The organism is Pseudogulbenkiania sp. AW2-16, assembly GCF_056824575.1.
The window spans coordinates 2,722,915-2,743,347 of the sequence record NZ_CP157668.1 but is presented as its reverse complement, the minus strand read 5'-3'; the positions used below and the strand labels follow the sequence as shown (position 1 = coordinate 2,743,347).

Genomic DNA, 20,433 nt, shown 5'->3' with positions numbered 1-20,433 from the left:
GCAAATTAGTTGATAACTATTAGTTTTTCCCAACGACTAACGTTCAAATCAATCGAAAAGTCCGTCTGCCTGAATGACTTGTTAGCCATTTCTAGCCATCAGAAAGTGAGGCTTTAAAATTAGGATAGAAGATCGAAATTGGATTATCAACAGCATCTGGATCATCGAGGGCGCGCCGCACTTGACTGGCTATTTCTGATTTGTAGATTTCCATTCGAGGAACCAGAGAGTAAATATCTGTGGTGTCGATCTTGATAGTTCTGGTCTGACTGAGATCAAAAGGAATTCTGTCGGCAGCTCTAACGATTTGTACTACCGGAAGTCTTGCAGCGTGTCTAATCGCAAGCTCGTAGAAAACGTTTGGGTTGTGAAATGACAAGTCCGCGATAACGAGCCGAGACCGAATGAGGTATTCGATGATTTGTCGGGTAATTGTTCCAGGCTTGTCGATTGCATCGGCGCGAACGACCTTCAGGTGAAACTGCTCAAGTGCCGGCTCTACCAGTGAGCTCAGAAATAAGTCTGAATGTTTGCGCTGTTCGGAGCCCTCTTCGCCAATTGGAGTGACATAGAAGCATGTCGTCTCAAACTTGGCCTGCTCAGTGGTCATCAAATGCGCAGCTGGACGGACAGTTGTTTGCGATGCGAAATCGCCACCGTCTGGAGCCTTGAGCAATGTTGCCGGCAGACGGTCTAGGAGATGTTCTGTGGTTACAATGCGCTCGGCTCCCGAAAGCATTTTCAACAGACCAACGTATCGAAGATTTAGAATAAAAGTATCTACCGCTTCTTCTGCTGCCCCTGTCTCTACTCCACTTTCTACGACTGCATCTATGAGCACGGTTTTCGCTGGAAGTTTGTTTCCTTTGAATCTGTCGTACAACTTCTGGAATGGCTCAATCGACGTAACGGCTAGATTGACACGCGCCTTGATCTGATCTCGCTTCGAAACCTCGTCATCTACAGCCTTGATGCCCTCGGCTGTCAGCTTAATTTGCTCTGCGGCGTAGCTTCCTTCGACGAGGCCATACTTACCTGCGTTGGTAATGAGCTGTCGACTTGAGCTGCTCTCAGGAGATTTTCCGAGGTGATCGAATAGAGACAATCTGCGGACCGGCTGGCCACTTCCGAATACCAATATTTGCTTTGCAAACTCTGCAGCCTCCTCAAAGGCGCAGGCTGGAAATGACCTCACAATACGCTTTCGCTTTTTATTAACGGCCGAAGTTACTCTGGATGAAACCTCCTTCTCGGCATCGCTTGGCTCACTCACTTTATTTTCCCCTAATCTGATGGTTATTAATGACTAACTTTCTATATCACAGGCCCCGCGCTTGCTTTTGCGCGAGGTCCGAGTGCACTGTTGAGTTAGACCGTGGGATGCCCCCCTGCGCGAATGCGTGCTTCAAAGGATGTCAGGATACTTCGGCGAAACATGAATTCACAAAAGAAGTCTATGAGGGACTACGATCCGAACAAGACAAATGAGATTGAAACGATCACCCAGTAAATACGATCAGTTTTGATCGGATCTACAAATCCCCATAGCCAAGTAACAATAAGGAACACCGTCGCTGAAGTAAAACCCCAAAGAACGGGTGAACAGAACTGATCGCCCAGCACTACGCCAGGCCGAGCGACGCAGTTTGCGCTTTGCTTGTAGAACTTCGTCCAATGTAAGGTAGGAGGGCATCGGTGGTCATTGGCTTCACAGCCTAACTAGAAGTAGGCACCCTAAAAGGTGCATTCACATGCACCGATCATGTCGCATAAAAATGCCAACGTCAACGAAGGTTCTTGCCTACAAACGCTTTCTATCTTGTCTATGCATTTAGACACCCTAAAACATCGAGCAAACACACCTCTGCCCGGGTGTCAGCTAAGTGATGCCGAACGGGTTGCATGCCGCTCATAGTGGAGGGCCGCTTTACAGTTCAAAGCAGCAAATGACTACTTATGAGGCGGAGAGGCTACAAAAGCGTGAAAGGGGTGGATGTCAGGTCAATAGCAGGAAGCGGTCGCTCCGACCTAGTGGAGTGGACGGCCAGTTTGGCCGAACGGCCACCTGTCCTTGGGGCGACGAGGCCGATTCGGTCATTGCGGCCGTTGGCACTCATTGTCCTGTGTGACAGCAGCGCATCGGCTACGGGACATAAAGTACAGGACGGGGTGGTGTCCCAACTTATAGAGCGACGGTACTGCCAAGTAAACAGCACTACTCCCAGGGCAACATGCCGTTGCCCGTCTTAACTTAGTGGTATGAGTTGGTGAAGTGATGAAAGCCTGCACCCCCGCCCGACTACTCAACTCGCATGCATAGCGCGGACGGTCCTTCGGTCAGCGACTGTTTCAGGAATTAGATGCACACACGTCTTCATGCTGAACGGGGACTTCTCCAAGCACCTGCGACGCATGCACAAGCAGTACACGACGCGCCAGCAGGTTCTTGGCAAGACAGCCGGTTGTACTGAGAAGGTAGATGCCGCTGGCACGGGCAGACGGAAGGAAAAAGGAACGACGGCGAGATCGCGCTGGTTGCCCGTTCTTACAGCTCAGGCCATTTCAACAACTCGGAAGCGGGCACATCGAGAGACGATGCGATCTTCTCTATGTTATCGAGCGATACATTGATCCTAGCCCGCTCGACTTGGCTGATGAATGTTCGGTCCAGCCCCGCAGCAAAACCAAGCTGTTCTTGAGACAGCTTCTTCTCCACGCGATGCAACCGCACATTGAAGGCAAGCACGTCTCTTAGCGACCTGATAGGTTGGCTTGGGTCCGGGGCTTTTAATGAGGCTGGCATGGCCTCAATCTTTGCGCTATGCTGTCTTAGCATCCACGGCTTTTACATCACGTATCAGCCGTTTTTGCCACTCTAATACGTGATGCAAAAGCATCTTTACTTATAGTTTAGCCGGCCATGCAGGGGGCTCTGTAAGAGTTTGTTTGTGCTGTCGTTAACAGGGTCGTCGAATGAAAAGGAGCCAAACCATGGCATTGAACCCGCCGCACCGAACCGCCCGGCCCGGTACTGCGCTCACGGTTACCGAACTGTTCACCCAATGCCGCCACATCGTGGGCTACATCGACGGCGATCAGAACGGCCTGCCCTTCTCCATCGTGATCGGGCAGGCCTCCCTGAGCCAGCAACCGGAGCCACTAGCCCTTCCCTTCGAGAAATTCCTCGATGCCCAAGCACTCGCCAGACCGCTGGCGGCCTGATCGACCTGACCGCCCCACTGGATTTGTTCGGATTCACCCTGAAACATGACAGCTCAGGCACCCCCAGCATCGTTTGGCCTTGGACAGATCATTACCAAACCGCCCTGCACCATTCACCCCACACCAGACAACTACTCTTCGATCAGTACGAACGCCCCTTGCCAAGCCTCTCCATCAAGCAGCTCTACATCGCCCAGCATCGCGGCCTGCTCTGGCACGATACCAAGGCCTTTGCCAGCTGGTTTCTCTGCCATAGGCACCGATGGAACATGCCATGAAACCCGGCGTGGCATGAGTTGGTGAAGTAAGGGGATCTGGCCAGTGAGTGGCAGCCCCTGATCCAGCGCAATAGTACGGTGCGCTTGAGCATTGCCTGTTAGGCTACCGGCGCATCATTTGTCCTTTACTACTTCCTGCTTCAGGAACTGGGCGCTGTGGCGGCCTCGGGCTGGATTTACATGACCCCCATTGTGGCGCTTCTCATCGGCTGGGCTGCGGGTGAACGAGTCGGGTTGTTGGAAATACTGGCTGTCATCGTGATCTTCGGCAGCATTGCCATGCTGGAAGTGGGCCGCCAACAGGTCGCCCGGAAGGAGGCCGTGCCGCTGTAAGCTTCGATTGACCCGGCAGAACCATCCGTTCAGGAAAAAGGAGCCACACCACGGTACTGCCCCTCCTGCTCCGAACCGTCAGGCCCGGTACGGCGCCAGACCTGGTCAAGGCGACACCATTACCCCTCTTCGTGAAAACCCTCACCAAGCCGTCGTCACTGGTGCCCCGCAATAAATTCTTGTTTGCTAGATTTTAATTCCTGTATATTGGAATAATGAATCTAGACACCCGCCTCGCCAAACGCATCTACTCCCTGCGAAAGAGCCGCGCTTACTCCTTGGAAAAGCTCGCCGAGCTCAGTGGCGTCAGCCGCTCGATGATTTCGCTGATCGAGCGTGCAGAAACCAGTGCCACTGCGGCGGTGCTGAATAAACTTGCCGATGCGCTGGGCGTCAGTCTGGCCTCGCTGTTTTCCGAAGAAGCAGAAGCGCTTGTGGCCTCGCCACTATCGAGCGCTGAAGAACAGCCTGTCTGGCAAGACCCTGCGTCCGGTTACCTTCGACGCCAGTTGTCACCACCTGGCTATGGGTCTCCGATCGAGTTGGCCGAAGTGACCTTCCAGCCCGGACAAAAGGTGACTTTTGACAATGCAATGCGCAGCATCGTCACGCACCAGCAGATCTGGATGCTCGATGGCGAAATGGACATCACGGCAGAGGGACGAACATGGCATCTCCAGCCTGGCGACTGCCTGGCGATGGTGCTTGGCCAACAGATCGTGTTCCACAACCCCACTTCACGTTCGGCGCGTTACCTCATCGCGCTGACCGCAACACCATCCTCGACAGGGAGACAGTAATGAGTGAGCACAGGCTTGTTGATTGCGATTTTGACCGTCATGCGGCAGCCATCCTGGATATCTTCAATGACGCCATCGTCAACTCGACCGCGTTATACGACTACAAGCCCCGCCCGGCCGAGAGCATGGTGAGCTGGTTTGAAACCAAGAGAAAAGGCGGTTTCCCCGTCATCGGCGTTGAAGACAGCGATGGCCAGTTGCTGGCATTCGGCAGCTACGGCACCTTCCGGGCCTGGCCGGCATTCAAGTACTCGGTTGAACACTCCGTCTACGTGCACAAGGATTATCGTGGCCAGGGTCTGGGCAACACGGTGATGAAGGCCCTGATTGCCGCCGCGCGGCAAAATGATGTGCACGCCATGATGGGCGGCATCGACGCCAGCAACGCCGGCAGCATTGCCCTGCATGAACGGCTGGGCTTCAAGCACGTCGCCACCCTGCCCGAAGTGGGTTTCAAGTTTGGCCGCTGGCTTGATCTGGCCTTCTATCAGTTGCTGCTGGATACGCCGCATACGCCTGTGGATGGCTAATGCCCGGTGCCGGTTGGTGATCTTGGTGCCGGCGCCAAGGCTGGCAGGCAAGGAGCGCAGATCATGAATGCTTATCTTGTTTTCCCCCTGCTGACCGCAGCTGGGGTGGCGCTGGTGATACAAAACCTGTTGATGGTGCGGATAACCGAGTCCGTCTCGACAGTAATCATTACGCTGGTCATCAACTCCGCAATGGGGCTGGTGCTGTTGTTGGGCACCTTGCTGGCCCGCAACGGCTTGGCGGGCGTCAGTGAAACCATCCAGGCGATCCGCCCCTGGGTTGTTCTGCCTGGCCTGCTGGGCTCGTTTTTTGTCTTTGCCGGTATCGTGGGCTACCAGTCGGTTGGGGCATCGGTGACCATTACCGTGCTGGTCGCCAGCCAGCTCGGCACCGGTCTGCTGGTGGATGCCTACAAGGCACAGACGCCACCCAGTGCCCTCTCGCTGCTAGGGGCGGCGCTTCTCATCGCCGGCGCGGTCCTTATCCTTCGGGGGAAGGGGTAAAAGCATGCAGGTTGATCTTGCCCCTGTCGGCATTACGTTCAGGCACGATTGAACAATATGGCATTCATGCAGTTCATTGATGCATTGATTGCAGTAGTTGTTCCAGGCAAGGCCAGCTTGTTAACTGGCAAAGGCAGACGAGCGCGGAGAGAAGACAAACGGGCGGCAAAGACCTCGAACAGGCTCTTAGCTATTGCGCTCAGGCGGAATGGAATACGTTCCCACAACGTGAGCCACCGGCTCACTTGAACCCTTCGAGTACAGTGAAACCTCACCGACAGCCAACGTACGACCGACCTTCATAAGCTTGCACTCAGCAATGATGTGAGCATCGGCAGATGGCTTGCGCAGAAAGTTGATGGTGAGACTGGTAGTCACAGCCAGCGGCACGATGCCAATTTTGCCGAGGATGGCCACGTACAAGGCCACATCCGCCACCCCCATGAGCACTGGACCCGAAACCGTTCCGCCTGGGCGCAACTCACCTGGGCCAATATGATGCGAAACCCTGGCCCCATCATCGCCAACCGCTTCAACTACACACTTGCTTTGCGGAAATTCCGCTGCCATGAATGCGGCAACCTCTTCTTTCGTTGCAGGCATGGGTTCACTCCTGAAACCTGATTTTGTTTTGGGGAGAATAGATGACAGCCAGGGCATGAATGCCAAGCTGAAGCAACAGGGCATCAACGTCCGGCTCATCCCCATCCATAAGACGGTGGGCAGGCCCTTTCTCCGGGATTCCCGAAAGCCATACCACCCATCAAACCTACGGGTGCCCGTTGCTGACATAACCGGCAAACATACACGGAATTCATTAAAATGAACACTGTTCAATTTATGAATGCAGTGTAGAATCAGGATCATGGCCAAGTCAACTGCAAGTCAAAAAGTTAGCTCTCGGAGAATTTCTGCCACCGCCGAGTCACGGGTGGCCAGGGAAAATGCGCTTAATCAGGCGCGACGAACCCTCATACTGGATGCAGCCCGTACCGCGTTTTTCGAGCTGGGGCTGGATGGGGCAAGCCTGCGGGAAATCGCCAAGCGGGCCGGATATACGCCAGGGGCAATTTACAGCTACTTTGCCAACCTGGAAGAAATCTACGGCGCCCTGCTTGGCGAGTCCTTGCAGCGTCTGAACCAAGTTGTTGAGGCTGCCGATGCAGGCACCCGCGGCAAGGCACAGTTCGCCACGGCAACCGAGCTGCTCCGCGCCAAGGCCGAAGCCTTCTACGTGTTCTATCGGGACAACCCCAAAGAACTGGACCTGGGGTTCTACCTTTTCGACGGCATGAAGCCCAGGGGCCTGACGCCTGAACTCAACCAGCAACTGAATGAGCAGTTGATGGCTGCCCTGCAACCTGTCCAGAGCCAACTGGAAGCATTGGGCCTGGCCGCCGATAAGGCGCTCATCGAGACCACGGCTGTGTTTGCGCACATCGTGGGCATTCTCGTGCTAAACAACACGGGGCGTATTCGTCTGTTCAAACAGAACCCGGACGCACTCTTTGTGCAATACATGGATTCGCTCATTCAGCGGCTCTCGACGTCTCGCGCATAGGGCCAAAAGTCACGCAGTCGTTGAACGCACCCAGCCCGCACACTGGCAGCTGTAATTTGTGACCGCCTGCAGGCTGGCCAAAACTAGCCCCTCCCTGCCGGCCCCGAACGCCCCAGCAAAGTCACACACCGACCGTTCCTCTATCATCGACGCAGAATGAAAATCGTCCAGGCAACCCTGGCGCCTCAGGGCAGATGAGGGTTGAAGTGGTGCTGCATGATCGTGCCGGCACGCGCCACGATGGCGGTTTGCTCCGGCACCTCCTCCCACACCTCGGGCAGGTCGACAAGCGGTTCGGACAGCACGAGGAAGGCATCGTCGCCGGCCGCCGTGATGCGCGGGTCGTCCGGATACAGTTCGTGCAGGTGGTGAAACGACGTGCTGTGAAACAGCGAGCGCGACTGTGTCTCGCTGGAATAACGCACAGCGACCATCTGCTGCCCATCGGTCGCGCACATCGTCATGGTCAGCGGCGCTTCCACCCCATGGCGCCGCCCGGTCTCCTCGACCAGCGCCGCCATCCGCTCCAGCGCCGGCACCGGCTCGGTCGCCAGGCCATACGTCAAGGCGAGAAAGAACAACAGCTCGGAATCGGTCGTCCCCTCTATCGAGGCAAACAGTTCGGGGGCCACCGCCAGCATCAGGTCGCGACGCACGGCGTGGTAGTTGCGCACCAGACCATTGTGGACGAACAGCCAGTGCCCGTGCCGGAACGGATGGCAGTTGGTCTCCTGCACCGCCGTATCGGTGGCGGCGCGGATATGGGCCAGAAAAAGCGGCGAATGGATGGCGCGCGCCGCCTCGCGCAGGTTGGGGTCGTTCCACGCCGGGTGCACGCTGCGGTAGCGATACGGCGTTTCGCCTGGGCGCCCATACCAGCCGAGGCCGAAGCCATCGCCATTGGTGGTCGAGACGCTGAGCCGTGAGTGCAGGCTCTGATCGATCAAGGAATGTTTTGCTTGAAACAGCACCGTTTCAAGCGGAACGGGGTTTCCCGAGTAAGCGAGCCAGCGGCACATGATCGGACTCCAGGGTGAAAATCCATTATGGCACTGTCCCATCTCCATATTGGGCACCAGGTGGGCGCCCCACACGTTAACGTCGCTCAAGGCCTGCAACAGCGGACCACCTCTAAACGCTATGGCTACGCCCAATCCTTGATGGCCCATCAGTCATCAGATTAATGCGCATGATGACTATCGCGCATGGCGACATCTTCGGGCCGACATACCGTCTACGGCCAGCACGGTGTGCACTTTTACACACGGCACAAGCCAATCTCTCCAGCCACGAGGCCTCGCCGTTCACTATTCCCGAACCTTTGATTACCGAAACTCGAATTCCAAGGTAAGCGCACCTCGATTCCAGCGAGCGCGACATTCTTTCTTTGTCGACCCGTCAGAGCTATGCGGCAACCAACCTTGGCCGGCACCTGATTTCAAACGCCCTCGCGACGCATGTCCAAAAAAGAACAAAACCTGTCGAATGGCGACCAAAAACTATGACGTGCGCACGTTACAAATGACAAAGACGTTCATTTTTGCCACCCCAGTCTGCCATTCGGTATTTACAGGATGAGCAGACGACATTGGCGACGCAGCACTTGCCAATGAAAACATGTCTACAACGGAGAAACATGATGGCCAACGTTCGTCACTTTCGTACCAAATTTGTTTTCGCAGCAGGGTTGGCGCTCACCCCGTTACTGGGGTTCGCGGCAGAAGAAATGACCGTCAAGATCGGGCTGACCGGTCCGCTCACCGGCCCGCAAGCCGCTATCGGTAAAGACCATGAGAATGGTCTGAGAATGGCCATGGATCGCCTCAATGCCCAAGGCATCGTCGTGGGCGGCAAGAAAGTGCGTTTTGAGATGATGTCGGAAGACGATGGCGCCGACCCCCGCACCGGTATGACGGTAGCGCAGCGATTCGTCGATGCCAACGTCAAGGCCGTGATCGGCCCCTACAACTCGGGCGTGGCCATCCCCATCTCCAAGCTCCTCAACGACGCGGGCATCGTGATGGCAACCGTCGCCTCCAACCCGAAGGTCACCCAGAACGGCTACCCTTACGTTTTCCGGATCGGTGCCAGCGATACCCAACTGGGTACTAAAATGGGGGTATTCGCTGCCAAGAATCTGAAAGCGAAGAGTTTTGCCATCATCGATGACCGTACGGCTTACGGCCAGGGCGTTGCCGAAGAATTCATCAAGGCGGCAAAAGCCAACGGTATCCAGATTGTCGCCCGGGAATTCACGACGGACAAATCGACCGACTTCTCGGCCATTCTGACCAGTATCAAAGCCGCCAAACCGGATGGCATTTTCTACGGCGGCTATTACTCGCAAGGTGGGCCGATGCGTCGCCAGATGGCGCGCCTGGGGCTGAAAGCGTATCTGCTGGGAGGCGATGGCATCTGCAACGAAGAGTTGGCCAAGCTGGGGGGGACCACCGTCGATGGTGGCGTTTATTGCCCACAGGGCGGGCCGGTGCTGGAGCAGACCAGCGAAGGCAAGCAATTCACCACCGAGTACAAAAAGCGCTTCAGCATCGAGCCGCTCGTCTATGGTGCTTCCATGTATGACGGTCTCAACATCATTGCCAAGGCCATGCAGAAAGCCAACTCGGTGGAGCCCAAGCAATACCGCGCGGCACTGGCGGCCAGCAACCAGCAGGGCGTAGCCGGAACCTACCAGTTCGACGACAAGCGGGACCTCAAAAACTCCCCCATCACGGTGTACTCGTTCAAGAACGGTCAGCCGGTCCCGGTATCCGAGGGTAAATAGCCGCCAACACACAGCACGCCCCTGCACGTGATCGGTTAAACGACGAGCGGGCGAGGAAGGCTTATTTAAGAGATTAATGTTGTTGCTGTGGGGGTATGGCCCTTTATCCCGCCGCTCGATCCGAGCGGCGGTTTTTTTTGCGGGCTCTGTGGCCGGGCACGCCAGCGCATGCAATCCAGACCGGCTTTAAGAGGCTGGATTCTTGACGAAATTACAGTAAATAAAGACGAAATCTCGCCACGGGGTCATCCTGGCCTGTTGCCGGCCTTCACGCCATAACCTGGGTTCCCGGCATACCGCCCCAACCCGCTTCCCGTCACCACCACACAGCAACAGCCCCATACTGCTCGAACCGACCGCCTGCCCGGGTCACGCTCACGCGGCCGGCGCTGCGGTCCCCTTCCCCGCCATGCTGTGCAGCAGGCTGCTCAGCATGGCCGCCAGCACGACGGCCAGTGCGGCCAGCAGAAACACCGACGCATACCCCAGCCGATTCGCCACAACGCCGGCCAGCGGCCCGGTCACGCCGAGTGCCAGATCGAGAAACAGCGCATAAGCCCCCAAGGCCGCACCGCGACTGCCGCTGGGCACCCGGCGCACGGCCTCCATGCCCAGTGACGGAAACACCAGCGCAAAGCCGAACCCCGTCAGGGCCGCGCCGGCAAAGGCCTGCCAGGGTGCGGCAGCCAGCCACAGCAGCAGCAAGCCGGAGGCTTCTACGACGAGCGACACCAGCGCCACCGGAAAACCGCCGAAACGATTGATGCTGCCGGCGAACAGCAGGCGCGCCGCGATGAAGAAGACGCCCAGCAGGGTGAGCGCCAGCGCCGCATCCGGCCAGTGCCGGCTGGCAAAGAACAAGGTGACAAAGGTGGAAATGGCACCGAACCCGACCGAGCCCAGCGCCAGGCACAGCCCGAACGGCACCATGCGCCGGAACACCTGGCTGAACGGCAGCCGCTCGCCGCCGGATGGCGCCACGGCCGGCTTACGCCGCGCCAGGAACCACGAGGCCAGTGTCATCGCCACGGTGGTCAGGCCCAGCGCGCCAAAGCCCCAGCGCTCGGCGAGCACCACGCCCAAGGGCGCTCCGATGGCCATACCGCCGTAGCTGGTCATGCCGTTCCAGGAAATGACCTTGCCGGTATGGGCGCTGCCGGCCCGGGCAATTCCCCAGGTAATGGTGCCGGTGGTGACGAGGCTCTCCCCGGTCCCCAACAGCAGACGCCCCGCGATCAGACTGGCCAGGCTGCCCGCCGGAGCCAGGCCCGACAGTCCGGCAATCCAGAGGCAAACCCCGCTGGCACAGCACAGCGCCATGCCCGACAGGACCGAGCGCTTGGGGCCGTGGTTGTCACACAGCCGGCCCGCATAGGCCCGGCTCAGCAAGGTGGCCAGGTACTGGATGCTGACGGCGAAGCCCGCCACCACCTCGCCATAGCCCAGCGGGCCGTGCACGTAGCCCGGCACCACCGCCATCGGCAGGCCGACTGCGAGGTAGGCCACCAAGTTGAAGAACACGATGGCGATGATCGGCCCGGTGGCAGAGCCCGTGGTGGCGGGGGCCACCGGCGTCGCGGCGGTTGCGGAGGTATTGTCTGGCATCGGCTGAAATCGGATAACGGGTTAAAACAGGACGGAAGCGTTGCAAACGCCCGGAGCCCTCCCGCCACAAGACGATGCTGGGCGGCCACGGGCAGCATAGTTTAGCGTGATCGACGACAGGCAAAAAAAGGCGAACGTTCGTACGTCCGCCCAAGTCCCCGGGTCACAAGGAGTTCAAATCATCGCTTACGGCCGGAACACTACGGCGAGCCGTGGCCGTCCGCCCGTGACGGAAAAGATCACTTGCCGGCATAGAGCGCAACGTCCCGCCCGGCCGCCTGGCGCTGACGCGCGCCGTTGATGCCCTTCGCCAGGATGGCCAGCGCGGTCAGAGCCGCCGGCACCGACAGCGCCCCGAACACCTGCGAGAAGGACCAGCCCATGGCCAGCATCTGGGCACCGGCGAAGGCGCTCAGCACCGCGCCCCAGCGGCCGATACCGTGCATCCAGCTGGAGCCGGTGGCCCGTGCCTCGGTCGGGTAGAAGCTGGCCGACAGCGCGTTCATGCCGGTATTGGCACCGTTGAAACAGAAGCCGATCACGAAGGAGAGCAGCACCACCAGGGCGAAGTGACTCGACACCATGCCCAGCACGTAGAGCATTGCGCCGCCGAACAGGTAGGTCAGCGCCAGCAGCTTGTGCGGGTTGGTGCGGTCCATGCACCAGCCGAGGAACAGCGAGCCGATCGGGCCGCCCAGTTGGAAGAACGCCGTCACCACCGCGGCGTCGCTGACGCTGTAGCCGGACTCCTTCACCAGGGTCGGCATCCAGCTGCCCATCAGGTACACCAGGAACAGCGCCGAGAAATAACCGAGCCACAGCATCAGGCTGCCGAACTTGTACTGCTTGGACAGCACGATCTTGATCGGACTTTCGTTCGAGGTCGCCGCCGGGGCGCTCGGCATCACGAAGGTGGAATGCTCGTTGGCCACGCCCGGAGCGAGCCGGTCGACAATCTTGCAAATCCGCTCGGCCGGGGCGCGTTTGGTGACCAGGAAGCGCACCGATTCCGGCAACTTGAAGAACAGGATCGGCGCCACGATCAGCGGCAGCACGCCGCCCAGCACCAGCACGCTGGCCCAACCGAAGTTCGGAATCATCCAGGCCGCCAGGAAACCGCCGCCGGCCGCGCCGACGGTAAAGCCGCAGAACACCACCGTCACCAGGAAGGAACGGCTGCGGTCCGGGGCGTACTCCGACACCAGCGTGCCCACGTTCGGCATCGCCGCGCCCAGGCCCAGGCCGGTCAGGAAGCGGAACATGATCAGGTGCGTGATGTCGGTGGACGCCGCCGTCGCCAGCGTCCAGACGCCGAAGAAGAACACGCTGCACACCAGCACTACCTTGCGGCCGAAACGGTCCGCCAGCGGGCCAGCGACCAGGGCGCCGATGGCAAGGCCGGCCAGGGCGGCGCTGAGCACCGGCCCCAGCATCTGGTTGGTTACCCCCCATTCCTGCTTCAGTTGGGGCGCGATGAAGCCCATGATCGCGACGTCGAAACCATCGAGCGCGATGATGCAAAAGCCGAGCAACACCACCAGTTTCTGGCACAGCCCGATGGCACGGTCATTGATCAACGCGCGAACGTCGATAGCAGTGGATACAGTCACGGTTTATCTCCTCCATTACATCAAAAGTGACGCAAGCGGGGCTTGCGCGACGGGCTCTCCCTGTCTTTGTGCGTCCGTCAGGACGCCTGCAGGGTGTCGAGCAATTCTTTGGGGTAAATCATGTCCCTGAGCGCGGAGGCATCGTTCTCGATGCCGGCCGCCGCGGTCTCCAGGCCGAAAAAGCGCAGGTACAGCGGCGCCTGCTGGATCAGCATCTCGAAACCGGGCTCGGCCTTGAGCGCGCGGGCGCGTGCCGAGCACAGCAGCGGCGTCGGCTGGTTCTTCATCAGCACGTCGAACACCGCGGCGCCGGCGTCGAGCCGCGTCACGTCGAACGGCGCCGGGTCGCCCTGCTTCATGCCCAGCGGCGAGGCGTTGACGACGAGGTCGTAGCCGGCCGGGTCGTTGCTGGCGGCGGCACGGGTCTCGACCGGGAAGGCCTCGGCGATGCGCGCCGCCAGCTGCGCGGCCTTGTCGCCGGCTGGATCGAAGACGGCGATCTCGGCGCTGCCGCACGCCGCCAGCGCGGCGGCAATCGCCGAGGCGGCACCGCCGGCACCGATCAGCAGCACGCGCTGGCCGGCGTAGGGAATGTGGGCGCGCTCCAGTGCCTTGACGAAGCCCAGGCCGTCGAACAGGTCGCCTTCGAGCGCGCCGTCCGGAGCGCGGCGTACCGCGTTGACCGCCCCGGCCACCTGCGCCAGCCGGGAGCAGCGGTCGGCCACCGTCAGCGCCGCCGGCTTGTGCGGAATCGACAGGAACACGCCGTCCACATTGGGCGCCTTGAACAGCGCCCTGAGCGTGGCATCGAAGTCTTCCGGCTTGACGTTCAGCGGCACCACCACGGCATCGATGCCGTACAGACGGAATACCAGGTTGAACAGTTCAGGCGCGCGGACCTGGTCGATCGGATCGGCGATCACGAAATACACGCGGGTGGAACCGGTGATCTTCATCAGACTCTTCCTAACTGGCTTTTCCGTTCCCGGGGCATGGATGGCCTGCCGGGTGCGGGGCGGCGATCGACGCACGATCGCCAGGGCGGTGGATCCGGCCGGCAACGGCCGTCGGCGAGGGGTCGCGCTAGCGCGATGTGCTCGTTCGAAAGCGTGACGGAGAGCGGGAAGTCGATCGGAAGGGGATGCGATCGGACCGACCGGCAAGGCGCTCGCTTGAGCGGGCTGGCGGGTGGAAACGAGGGACGGGGCCACGGCGTTGATCATGATCATCCTCCAAATCGTAATGGGCGATTAACGCCCTTATGTTCTTATATCGGACTTCAATGTAGGTCGGCCATGACACGCCGTCAACACCGATTATCGAATTATCGTTCGTCTATCGAACACAACGAGACTAACTGTGTTGACCGGCCCGGATTCCACCCGGCTTCGGCCAACCTTGGCCAAGAAAAAGACCCGCGCCGGAGGGGCGGGCCTGGCGAGAACGGCAAACGCTCAGAAGTTCTTCCACATGCCGATGGCGATGGAGTGCTGCTTCGACATGACCGCGCCCGCACCCGGCTGCACGGCGTTCGAACCCAGCACGTAGCCGGCGTTGTCATCGTTGTGCATCAGCGTGTACAGCGCGTACACCTGGGTGGTCTTGCTCAGGATGCGGTTGTAGGCGATCGAGCCCATGCGCGCGCCGCTGTCGGCCACCCCGGCCGCCCCGGTCCACGACGCCGCCTTGCCGAACTGGGCCGAGAACACGTTGAGGCCGGCGGTGTAGCTGGCCATCGCGCCGTAGTAGTTGCGGCTGCGGTCGTTGCCGCTGTTGTTGATGTTTTCCAGCTTGATGTGCTCGTACAGGCCGCCGAGGTAGAAGTCGCCGAAGACATAGCCCGCGGCCAGCATGTGGGCGGTGCCGTCCTCGTAGAAGTTGGACGACAGGCCCTGCATGTCGCGGTTGTTCTGGAAGCCGTAGCCGACGCGCAGCGGGCCGTCGTCGTACAGCACGTTGGCCGAAACCACCGAAGCCCCGTTCGACTTCGCTTCCTTGCCATTGGTGGCGTCCGTGGTCAGCGAATACTGGATGCGCGAGCTGAAGCCCTTGTACTTGGGGGTCTGGTAACTGATCGAGTTGCCCAGGCGCGTATCGAAGCCGCCGGTCTTGAGATCGCCGCCGTTGGCCCACATCGCGGCATCGTTGGAAATACCGGTGCCCTGCTGGAAGTTGTTGCCGGCGATGTAATGCAGATCGTCGTAAGGCACCAGGAAGTTGCCGGCCTTCAGGGTGCCGAAGGTGGCGTCGCTCAGGCCCAGGAAGCTCTCGCGCGAGGCCCAGGTGCCGCCGCCGGCATCGACCGACACCCCCGACTCCACCTGCCAGATCGCTTTCAGGCCGTTCCCCAGATCCTCACTGCCCTTGAAGCCGATGCGCGAGGCATCGTTCTGTACCTTGGACAGTGACGGCGTCTCGGTCGTACCGGCCTTGGTGCTTTCCAGGTCCATGTGGATACGGCCGTAGAGCGTGACGTCGGCGTAGGCAAACGAGGTCATGCCCAGTGCCAGAGCGGCGATCAGGCTTTTCTTCTGCTTCATGAATCTTTCTCCTAGATGGACACAGCTTTTTTGGTGTGGGGGGCAGCCTCGAACACGTCACCCGCCATTCCAGCGCGCTGCCGATCCATCGGGATCGGGCATCGGGGACGGGGAACAAACTCGAAACCGCCAGCGACCAGGCAAAACCCGGCCGCCTTTGACAGGAACGCCGATCGTTGGCGGTCCGATCAAATTCGGGTGCAACACGGAAACGCGCGACGCCATGAGAACGCGGCGCACGCCCGCGGCCGGGTCGAACGTCAGGGAGGGAAAGTGGGTGATGGGCCATGACTGTCTCTCCTAAGTCGTTTTTGTGCGTTTAACGCACATCTATTTGTTTATCGAACAAACTGTAGCCAGCCGCCCTCAGCACGGTCAATACCGATAATCGAAATATTGTGCGATAGGCGAATAATCAACTATCCTGACGGTGCCGGTGAATGCGAGGCGATGCGGGAGGAACAGGCCGACAGCCTGCATTCACGGAGACATGCGCTCCGCCACAGGGCGGAGAGTGAACGATTGAACGAGGCGAAGGCGGCATGGACGCTTTAACGGAAATGGCACACGCTCATCTGCGTCGTTAGCCAGCCGCCCCGCCATGACAAGAGACGGCCCATGTACAACACTGAAGACCGCCCCGCTGAGGACCTGGAAGAGCTGTCCGGTCCCGACGAGAGCAGCGAAGACACCCCTCAGACCGCCGCGGATGACATCGCCTCGCAGAGTGGCGATCCCAACTTCATGACCTCGCTCGCACGCGGCCTGACCGTGATCCAGGCGTTCTCGCAACAGCGCCGCCTGATGTCGATCTCGCAGATCAGCCAGAAGACCGGCATCCCGCGCGCCGCCGTGCGCCGCTGCCTGTACACGCTGAACAAGCTCGGCTTCGTCAGCGCCGAGGACGGCCGCAACTTCGCGCTGCGCCCGCGCATCCTGTCGCTGGGCCACGCCTACCTGGCCTCGACCCCGCTGGCCAAGGCGGCCCAGCCGGTGCTGCGCTACATCAGCAACACGCTCAACGAATCGAGCTCGATCGCCATCCTCGACGGCGACGACATCCTCTACATCGCGCGCGCCTCGACCTCGCGCATCATGACCATCGACCTCGACATCGGCAGCCGGCTGCCGGCCGCCTACACCTCGATGGGGCGCGTCCTGCTGGCCAGCCTGCCCGCCGAAGAGCGCGAGGCCCAGCTGGCCCGCGCCAAGCTGATCAAGTACACCTCGCACACCCTGATCACCGTGGACGATCTGCGCGCCGAACTGGAAAAGGTACGCGCGCAAGGCTACGCCATCGTCGATCAGGAACTGGAAATCGGGCTGCGCTCGATCGCGGTGCCGATCGCGGCATCGGACGGCAAGGTGGTGGCGGCGATGAACATCGGCGTGCAGGCCGGGCGCGTCTCGCTGAGCGACCTGGAAACCCGCATCCTGCCGGTGCTGCGCGCCGGGTCCAACGAGCTGTCGCTGCTGCTGCCCTGAGCGGGCCCGCCATACCCTCCCGGCTGCGCACCCGCCGCCGGGAGGGCCTTTCCATCCCGTCCCGTCTCGGCAACGCCGTCTCTCCGCCTCATGCCCGCCGATTTGTGGCACGCAAAAAAAACGGACGGGAAGACCCGTCCGCCAATCCCTGGGAAATCGCCAGGTGCACACACCAACACAAACAACGTTACCCCTCCCGGCCATGGCCGGAAGCGAGGGAGATCAGTACGCCGACGCCGCACCGTAGCGGGGCGCCGGAAACAGCGCGTTCAGCCCGACTGTACCTGCGAAGAAAGCCACTCCACCGCCTGCCCTGCCCACTGCAGCACCAGCGACGGGGGGCAATGCTGATAATCGTCATTGGCCACCTCGAAGGCGTAGCGGCCGCGATAGCCGCCCGCCTCCAGCCGGCTCACCAGTTCCACCAGCGCCCGGCTGTGCTCGCCCTCGCCCGGGAAGAAGCGGTGATGCAGGGAGAGCTCCACCATCTCGTCGAGAGCCGGCACGTAGTCGTACATGGCGTCGGAAAGCTGCACCAGGAACAGGCGCTCCGGTGGAATGGCTTTCAGGTCGTCCGGCTGCATGCCGCGGGCAAACAGGTGGAAGGAATCGAGCACCAGGCCGACGTTTTCGCGGTCGACCCGCTCGATCACCTGCCAGGCACTGGGGTAGTCCGCGACGTGGCGCCCCCAGGCCAGCGGTTCGTAGCCGATGCGCAAGCCGAGCGGCGTCGCCAGCGCCGACAGCAGTTGCAGATGCTGCACGATGGTGTCGAGGTCGCCGCTGGCTTGCGGCGAGGTCGTCGACGACACCAGCAAGAGATCGGCACCGGTCTGCTGCGCCATGCGCAGCATCGACTTGGCGATGTCGACCTTGTAGTCGAGGAAGCGGCCGCCCAGCCCTTCGAAGTCGCGCAGCGCCAGGAAGCCGCTGACCGCCAACTGGCTGTCGCGCACCCGGCGCACCGCCTGCTCCAGGCCGCCGGTCTGCTCGCCCACCAAATCCTTGGCCGACAGCGTCACGGCCGAAAAACCGGCCTCGGCGATGGCCGCCAACTTGTCTTCCAGCGCCCCGGCAAGGGCGGTGGTATCGATGGCAAAACGGGATCGTTCCATGATCGGCACCGTGTCAGTCAGCCTGCGAGGCCATTTCGAATTGCACCAGCCCCGCTTCGTGCAGCGTGTGCAGCACTCGCGGGGCATAGGCGTCCGGGGTCAGCGATTCGACCAGCCGTACCCCCCGCCGCGCCAGCTCGGCGGCCGCGGCGGGCAGATCGGGCGCCAGCAGCCGCACGGCATGCAAGCCTTCGCGCCCGCCTTCGCCACGCTCGCCCGCGGCGGTTTCGAGGCGGATGCGCACCTTGCCGCACGGGCTTTCGATCAGGCATTCGCCGGCAACGCTGCGTGGATGGGCGCGAAATCCGAACAGGTGGGCATAAAAATCTTGCCACTCCTTGAGCCGGCCGGGTTGAACCCGCTGCACCAGTTGATCGACCGCGGTGAGCAGCAGCGGCGTCTGGTCCGCCTCGGCGCCGGTCAGCCAGACAAAATCGACGTCGTAGATGGAATGGTCCTGGTAACGGTCGACCAGATAGATCAGCGAGCCCCCCACCCCCTGAAACGCGGGAATGCGCAACTCCATCACCCCGGGGGCGCTGTCCACTTCCCAGCCACCGCGTTCATTGGCATAGCGCGTCGCGAGTGCCGCATCCCTGACCCGGAAAGCCACGGCGCAAATGCCTGAACCCTGCTGTTGGGCATACTGCTGGGCGTGCCCGCCCTGTTCGCCGTTGACGATGAAGTTGACCGAGCCTTGCCGGTACAACAGCACGTTCTTCGAGCGGTGCCGTGCCACGGCGCTGAAGCCCAGCGCCTCGAGATGGCGCCCCAGACGGAGGGGTTCGGTGCTTGCAAACTCCACAAACTCGATGCCGTCCATTCCCATGGGGTTGGGCGCGCCTCCCGGAGTGTTCGAGTTAACCATGACGTTCCTCAGCAGAGTGATTCTTTAACATGCTCGTCGCGCTGCGACACGGCCAACACCTTGCGAGCGGGGGACGGGGCGATCGAAGCTGCAGCCTCCTGACACACCCAGCCACCGATCCATCGGCTCGTCATTTTCATTGTCAGAAAACTGCTCGCTTAATCAAGCGGCATTGCCAGGCTGCCTACCGATAAATGGCCGATAAACGCACAAACAGTTCGAATATCGGCCGTCAATGTAGTGAGTGGCAGCCGTGGCGTCAAGGATAGTGTCTGCAAAGACGTTCGATGATCGAACAGACAGGGTTTGGCGCGCAGGATGACCCATCGAGACGGCCTGCACCGCAGGCGCTGTGGTCCGGAGCGAAGAGCGGGATGCTGGGCGGTAGAGCACCGCGCACGGCGGAGAAAACGGGGCGGCCAGCACGTGGCCGCCCGCGTTCACAGGACAGGAATCAGGCGGAACCGGCCAGGGCTGCCGGCGCCGCCTCGAGATCGGCCGCCGGGCTGGCATCGGCCACTTCGGCCAACTTTCTAGCAGCGATATCGGCGACGCGCTTGACGTGAGCCACCGAGGCATCATGCGCGGACTGGGGGTCGCGTCGCTTGAGCGCGTCGACCAGGAGGCGCATCTCCGCCGCGGCCTCGGTGGCGCGGCCCGCCGAGCTGATGGTCATGGCGCGCAGGCGATTGATGCGGGCGTTGAGCGACTGCACGATCTCCCACGCCATGGTCTGGCCGCTGCCCTCGAACATCAGCTCGTAGAACGCCGAGGTGCTGGCCAGCACCTCGTGGAAATCGTTTCTGGCGAAGGCCGCCTGGATTTCCTCGTTGATGGCGGCCAGGCGCACGATGGTCTCGTCGTCGGCGCGCTCGGCGCACAGCCGGGCGGCGTGGCCTTCCAGCAGGGCGCGGATCTCGTAGATCTGCGCCGCCTTGTCGGCGTCGAGCGTGGCCACCACCGGGCCCTGGTGCGGGATCGACTCGACCAGGCCTTCGGTCTCCAGATGGCGCAGCACTTCCCTGACGATGGAACGGCTGACGCCCAGCTCTTCACACAAGGAGCGTTCCACCAGGCGCTCGCCGGGCTTGAAATAGGCGCTGAGGATGGCGTCGCGCATCTTCTCCAGCGTCAACTCGCGCAGCGTCTTGACGCTACGGTCTATCTTCAGCGAACTGCTGCCCTTGGGTGACATGG

General features: G+C 60.7%; 19 protein-coding genes. 8 read left to right on the top strand and 11 right to left on the bottom strand.

The genetic code is table 11. The annotated features are described in order from the left end of the window. Window positions 1-91: 91 nt before the first annotated feature. A complete protein-coding gene (locus ABKF58_RS13445) occupies window positions 92-1,273 on the bottom strand; it encodes a hypothetical protein (RefSeq protein ID WP_482581199.1) in 1,182 nt (393 codons plus the stop codon). 1,272 nt (window positions 1,274-2,545) lie between these two features. After that, entirely contained in the window at window positions 2,546-2,803 is a 258-nt protein-coding gene (locus ABKF58_RS13440) for a helix-turn-helix domain-containing protein (RefSeq protein ID WP_482581197.1), read from the bottom strand. 188 nt (window positions 2,804-2,991) lie between these two features. Here ABKF58_RS13440 and ABKF58_RS13435 point away from each other — a divergent pair, with 188 nt between their 5' ends. The 5 genes from ABKF58_RS13435 (at window position 2,992) to ABKF58_RS13415 (ending at window position 5,667) form a co-directional block, all read left to right on the top strand. Next, window positions 2,992-3,222 carry a hypothetical protein gene (locus ABKF58_RS13435; RefSeq protein ID WP_482581196.1) on the top strand — a complete coding sequence of 77 codons (231 nt, stop codon included), beginning with the start codon at window positions 2,992-2,994 and terminating at the stop codon, window positions 3,220-3,222. Window positions 3,223-3,656: 434 nt separating this feature from the next. Further along, on the top strand, window positions 3,657-3,833 hold the full coding sequence (locus tag ABKF58_RS13430) for a hypothetical protein (RefSeq protein ID WP_482581194.1): 177 nt from the start codon (window positions 3,657-3,659) through the stop codon (window positions 3,831-3,833). A 215-nt stretch (window positions 3,834-4,048) separates the two neighbouring features. Beyond that, window positions 4,049-4,633, top strand: a complete 585-nt coding sequence (locus ABKF58_RS13425) for a helix-turn-helix domain-containing protein (protein ID WP_482581192.1) — start codon at window positions 4,049-4,051, stop codon at window positions 4,631-4,633. After that, complete coding sequence (locus tag ABKF58_RS13420) at window positions 4,633-5,163, top strand: GNAT family N-acetyltransferase (RefSeq protein WP_482581190.1); 531 nt, start codon at window positions 4,633-4,635, stop codon at window positions 5,161-5,163. The genes ABKF58_RS13425 and ABKF58_RS13420 overlap by 1 nt, the downstream gene beginning before the upstream one ends. Window positions 5,164-5,226: 63 nt before the next feature. Continuing rightward, the gene (locus ABKF58_RS13415) at window positions 5,227-5,667 is read left to right on the top strand and encodes a DMT family transporter (protein ID WP_482581188.1); all 441 of its coding nucleotides are present in this window, start codon (window positions 5,227-5,229) and stop codon (window positions 5,665-5,667) included. Window positions 5,668-5,853: 186 nt separating this feature from the next. Here the strand turns inward: ABKF58_RS13415 and ABKF58_RS13410 are convergent, their stop codons facing one another. Beyond that, entirely contained in the window at window positions 5,854-6,270 is a 417-nt protein-coding gene (locus tag ABKF58_RS13410; RefSeq protein ID WP_482581186.1) for a PaaI family thioesterase, read from the bottom strand. A gap of 262 nt (window positions 6,271-6,532) precedes the next feature. Here ABKF58_RS13410 and ABKF58_RS13405 point away from each other — a divergent pair, with 262 nt between their 5' ends. Beyond that, complete coding sequence (locus ABKF58_RS13405; protein ID WP_482581184.1) at window positions 6,533-7,228, top strand: TetR/AcrR family transcriptional regulator; 696 nt, start codon at window positions 6,533-6,535, stop codon at window positions 7,226-7,228. A gap of 185 nt (window positions 7,229-7,413) precedes the next feature. On the opposite strand, the gene ABKF58_RS13400 is transcribed toward ABKF58_RS13405, so the two are convergent. Next, window positions 7,414-8,247: a class II glutamine amidotransferase gene (locus ABKF58_RS13400; RefSeq protein ID WP_482581182.1), complete on the bottom strand. Its 834-nt coding sequence runs from the start codon at window positions 8,245-8,247 to the stop codon at window positions 7,414-7,416. 617 nt (window positions 8,248-8,864) lie between these two features. Here ABKF58_RS13400 and ABKF58_RS13395 point away from each other — a divergent pair. Continuing rightward, window positions 8,865-10,013 carry a branched-chain amino acid ABC transporter substrate-binding protein gene (locus tag ABKF58_RS13395; protein ID WP_482581181.1) on the top strand — a complete coding sequence of 383 codons (1,149 nt, stop codon included), beginning with the start codon at window positions 8,865-8,867 and terminating at the stop codon, window positions 10,011-10,013. Window positions 10,014-10,388: 375 nt separating this feature from the next. Here the strand turns inward: ABKF58_RS13395 and ABKF58_RS13390 are convergent, their stop codons facing one another. The 4 genes from ABKF58_RS13390 to ABKF58_RS13375 form a co-directional block, all read right to left on the bottom strand. Continuing rightward, entirely contained in the window at window positions 10,389-11,618 is a 1,230-nt protein-coding gene (locus ABKF58_RS13390; RefSeq protein WP_482581179.1) for an MFS transporter, read from the bottom strand. A 239-nt stretch (window positions 11,619-11,857) separates the two neighbouring features. Beyond that, window positions 11,858-13,228, bottom strand: a complete 1,371-nt coding sequence (locus ABKF58_RS13385) for an MFS transporter (protein ID WP_482581177.1) — start codon at window positions 13,226-13,228, stop codon at window positions 11,858-11,860. A gap of 77 nt (window positions 13,229-13,305) precedes the next feature. After that, entirely contained in the window at window positions 13,306-14,184 is an 879-nt protein-coding gene (locus tag ABKF58_RS13380; protein WP_482581175.1) for a shikimate dehydrogenase family protein, read from the bottom strand. Between the two features lie 498 nt (window positions 14,185-14,682). Further along, the gene (locus ABKF58_RS13375; RefSeq protein WP_482581174.1) at window positions 14,683-15,768 is read right to left on the bottom strand and encodes a porin; all 1,086 of its coding nucleotides are present in this window, start codon (window positions 15,766-15,768) and stop codon (window positions 14,683-14,685) included. Window positions 15,769-16,386: 618 nt separating this feature from the next. Here ABKF58_RS13375 and ABKF58_RS13370 point away from each other — a divergent pair. Further along, on the top strand, window positions 16,387-17,253 hold the full coding sequence (locus tag ABKF58_RS13370; protein WP_482581172.1) for an IclR family transcriptional regulator domain-containing protein: 867 nt from the start codon (window positions 16,387-16,389) through the stop codon (window positions 17,251-17,253). Between the two features lie 269 nt (window positions 17,254-17,522). Here ABKF58_RS13370 and ABKF58_RS13365 read toward each other — a convergent pair whose 3' ends face one another. From ABKF58_RS13365 to ABKF58_RS13355, 3 genes are all read right to left on the bottom strand, one after another. Continuing rightward, window positions 17,523-18,368, bottom strand: coding sequence for a sugar phosphate isomerase/epimerase family protein (locus ABKF58_RS13365; RefSeq protein WP_482581170.1), 846 nt, complete (start codon window positions 18,366-18,368; stop codon window positions 17,523-17,525). Window positions 18,369-18,381: 13 nt separating this feature from the next. Then, window positions 18,382-19,236 (bottom strand): 4-hydroxyphenylpyruvate dioxygenase family protein, encoded by an 855-nt coding sequence (locus ABKF58_RS13360; RefSeq protein WP_482581168.1) that lies wholly within the window; start codon window positions 19,234-19,236, stop codon window positions 18,382-18,384. A 454-nt stretch (window positions 19,237-19,690) separates the two neighbouring features. Then, complete coding sequence (locus tag ABKF58_RS13355; protein ID WP_482581167.1) at window positions 19,691-20,431, bottom strand: GntR family transcriptional regulator; 741 nt, start codon at window positions 20,429-20,431, stop codon at window positions 19,691-19,693. Window positions 20,432-20,433: the final 2 nt, after the last annotated feature.

Coding starts and splice junctions, on each gene's coding strand:
- ABKF58_RS13440 (WP_482581197.1), bottom strand. CDS start 2,803: ATGCCAGCCTCATTAAAAGCCCCGGACCCAAGCCAACCTATCAGGTCG.
- ABKF58_RS13435 (WP_482581196.1), top strand. CDS start 2,992: ATGGCATTGAACCCGCCGCACCGAACCGCCCGGCCCGGTACTGCGCTC.
- ABKF58_RS13425 (WP_482581192.1), top strand. CDS start 4,049: ATGAATCTAGACACCCGCCTCGCCAAACGCATCTACTCCCTGCGAAAG.
- ABKF58_RS13420 (WP_482581190.1), top strand. CDS start 4,633: ATGAGTGAGCACAGGCTTGTTGATTGCGATTTTGACCGTCATGCGGCA.
- ABKF58_RS13415 (WP_482581188.1), top strand. CDS start 5,227: ATGAATGCTTATCTTGTTTTCCCCCTGCTGACCGCAGCTGGGGTGGCG.
- ABKF58_RS13410 (WP_482581186.1), bottom strand. CDS start 6,270: ATGCCTGCAACGAAAGAAGAGGTTGCCGCATTCATGGCAGCGGAATTT.
- ABKF58_RS13405 (WP_482581184.1), top strand. CDS start 6,533: ATGGCCAAGTCAACTGCAAGTCAAAAAGTTAGCTCTCGGAGAATTTCT.
- ABKF58_RS13400 (WP_482581182.1), bottom strand. CDS start 8,247: ATGTGCCGCTGGCTCGCTTACTCGGGAAACCCCGTTCCGCTTGAAACG.
- ABKF58_RS13395 (WP_482581181.1), top strand. CDS start 8,865: ATGATGGCCAACGTTCGTCACTTTCGTACCAAATTTGTTTTCGCAGCA.
- ABKF58_RS13390 (WP_482581179.1), bottom strand. CDS start 11,618: ATGCCAGACAATACCTCCGCAACCGCCGCGACGCCGGTGGCCCCCGCC.
- ABKF58_RS13380 (WP_482581175.1), bottom strand. CDS start 14,184: ATGAAGATCACCGGTTCCACCCGCGTGTATTTCGTGATCGCCGATCCG.
- ABKF58_RS13375 (WP_482581174.1), bottom strand. CDS start 15,768: ATGAAGCAGAAGAAAAGCCTGATCGCCGCTCTGGCACTGGGCATGACC.
- ABKF58_RS13370 (WP_482581172.1), top strand. CDS start 16,387: ATGTACAACACTGAAGACCGCCCCGCTGAGGACCTGGAAGAGCTGTCC.
- ABKF58_RS13365 (WP_482581170.1), bottom strand. CDS start 18,368: ATGGAACGATCCCGTTTTGCCATCGATACCACCGCCCTTGCCGGGGCG.
- ABKF58_RS13360 (WP_482581168.1), bottom strand. CDS start 19,236: ATGGTTAACTCGAACACTCCGGGAGGCGCGCCCAACCCCATGGGAATG.
- ABKF58_RS13355 (WP_482581167.1), bottom strand. CDS start 20,431: ATGTCACCCAAGGGCAGCAGTTCGCTGAAGATAGACCGTAGCGTCAAG.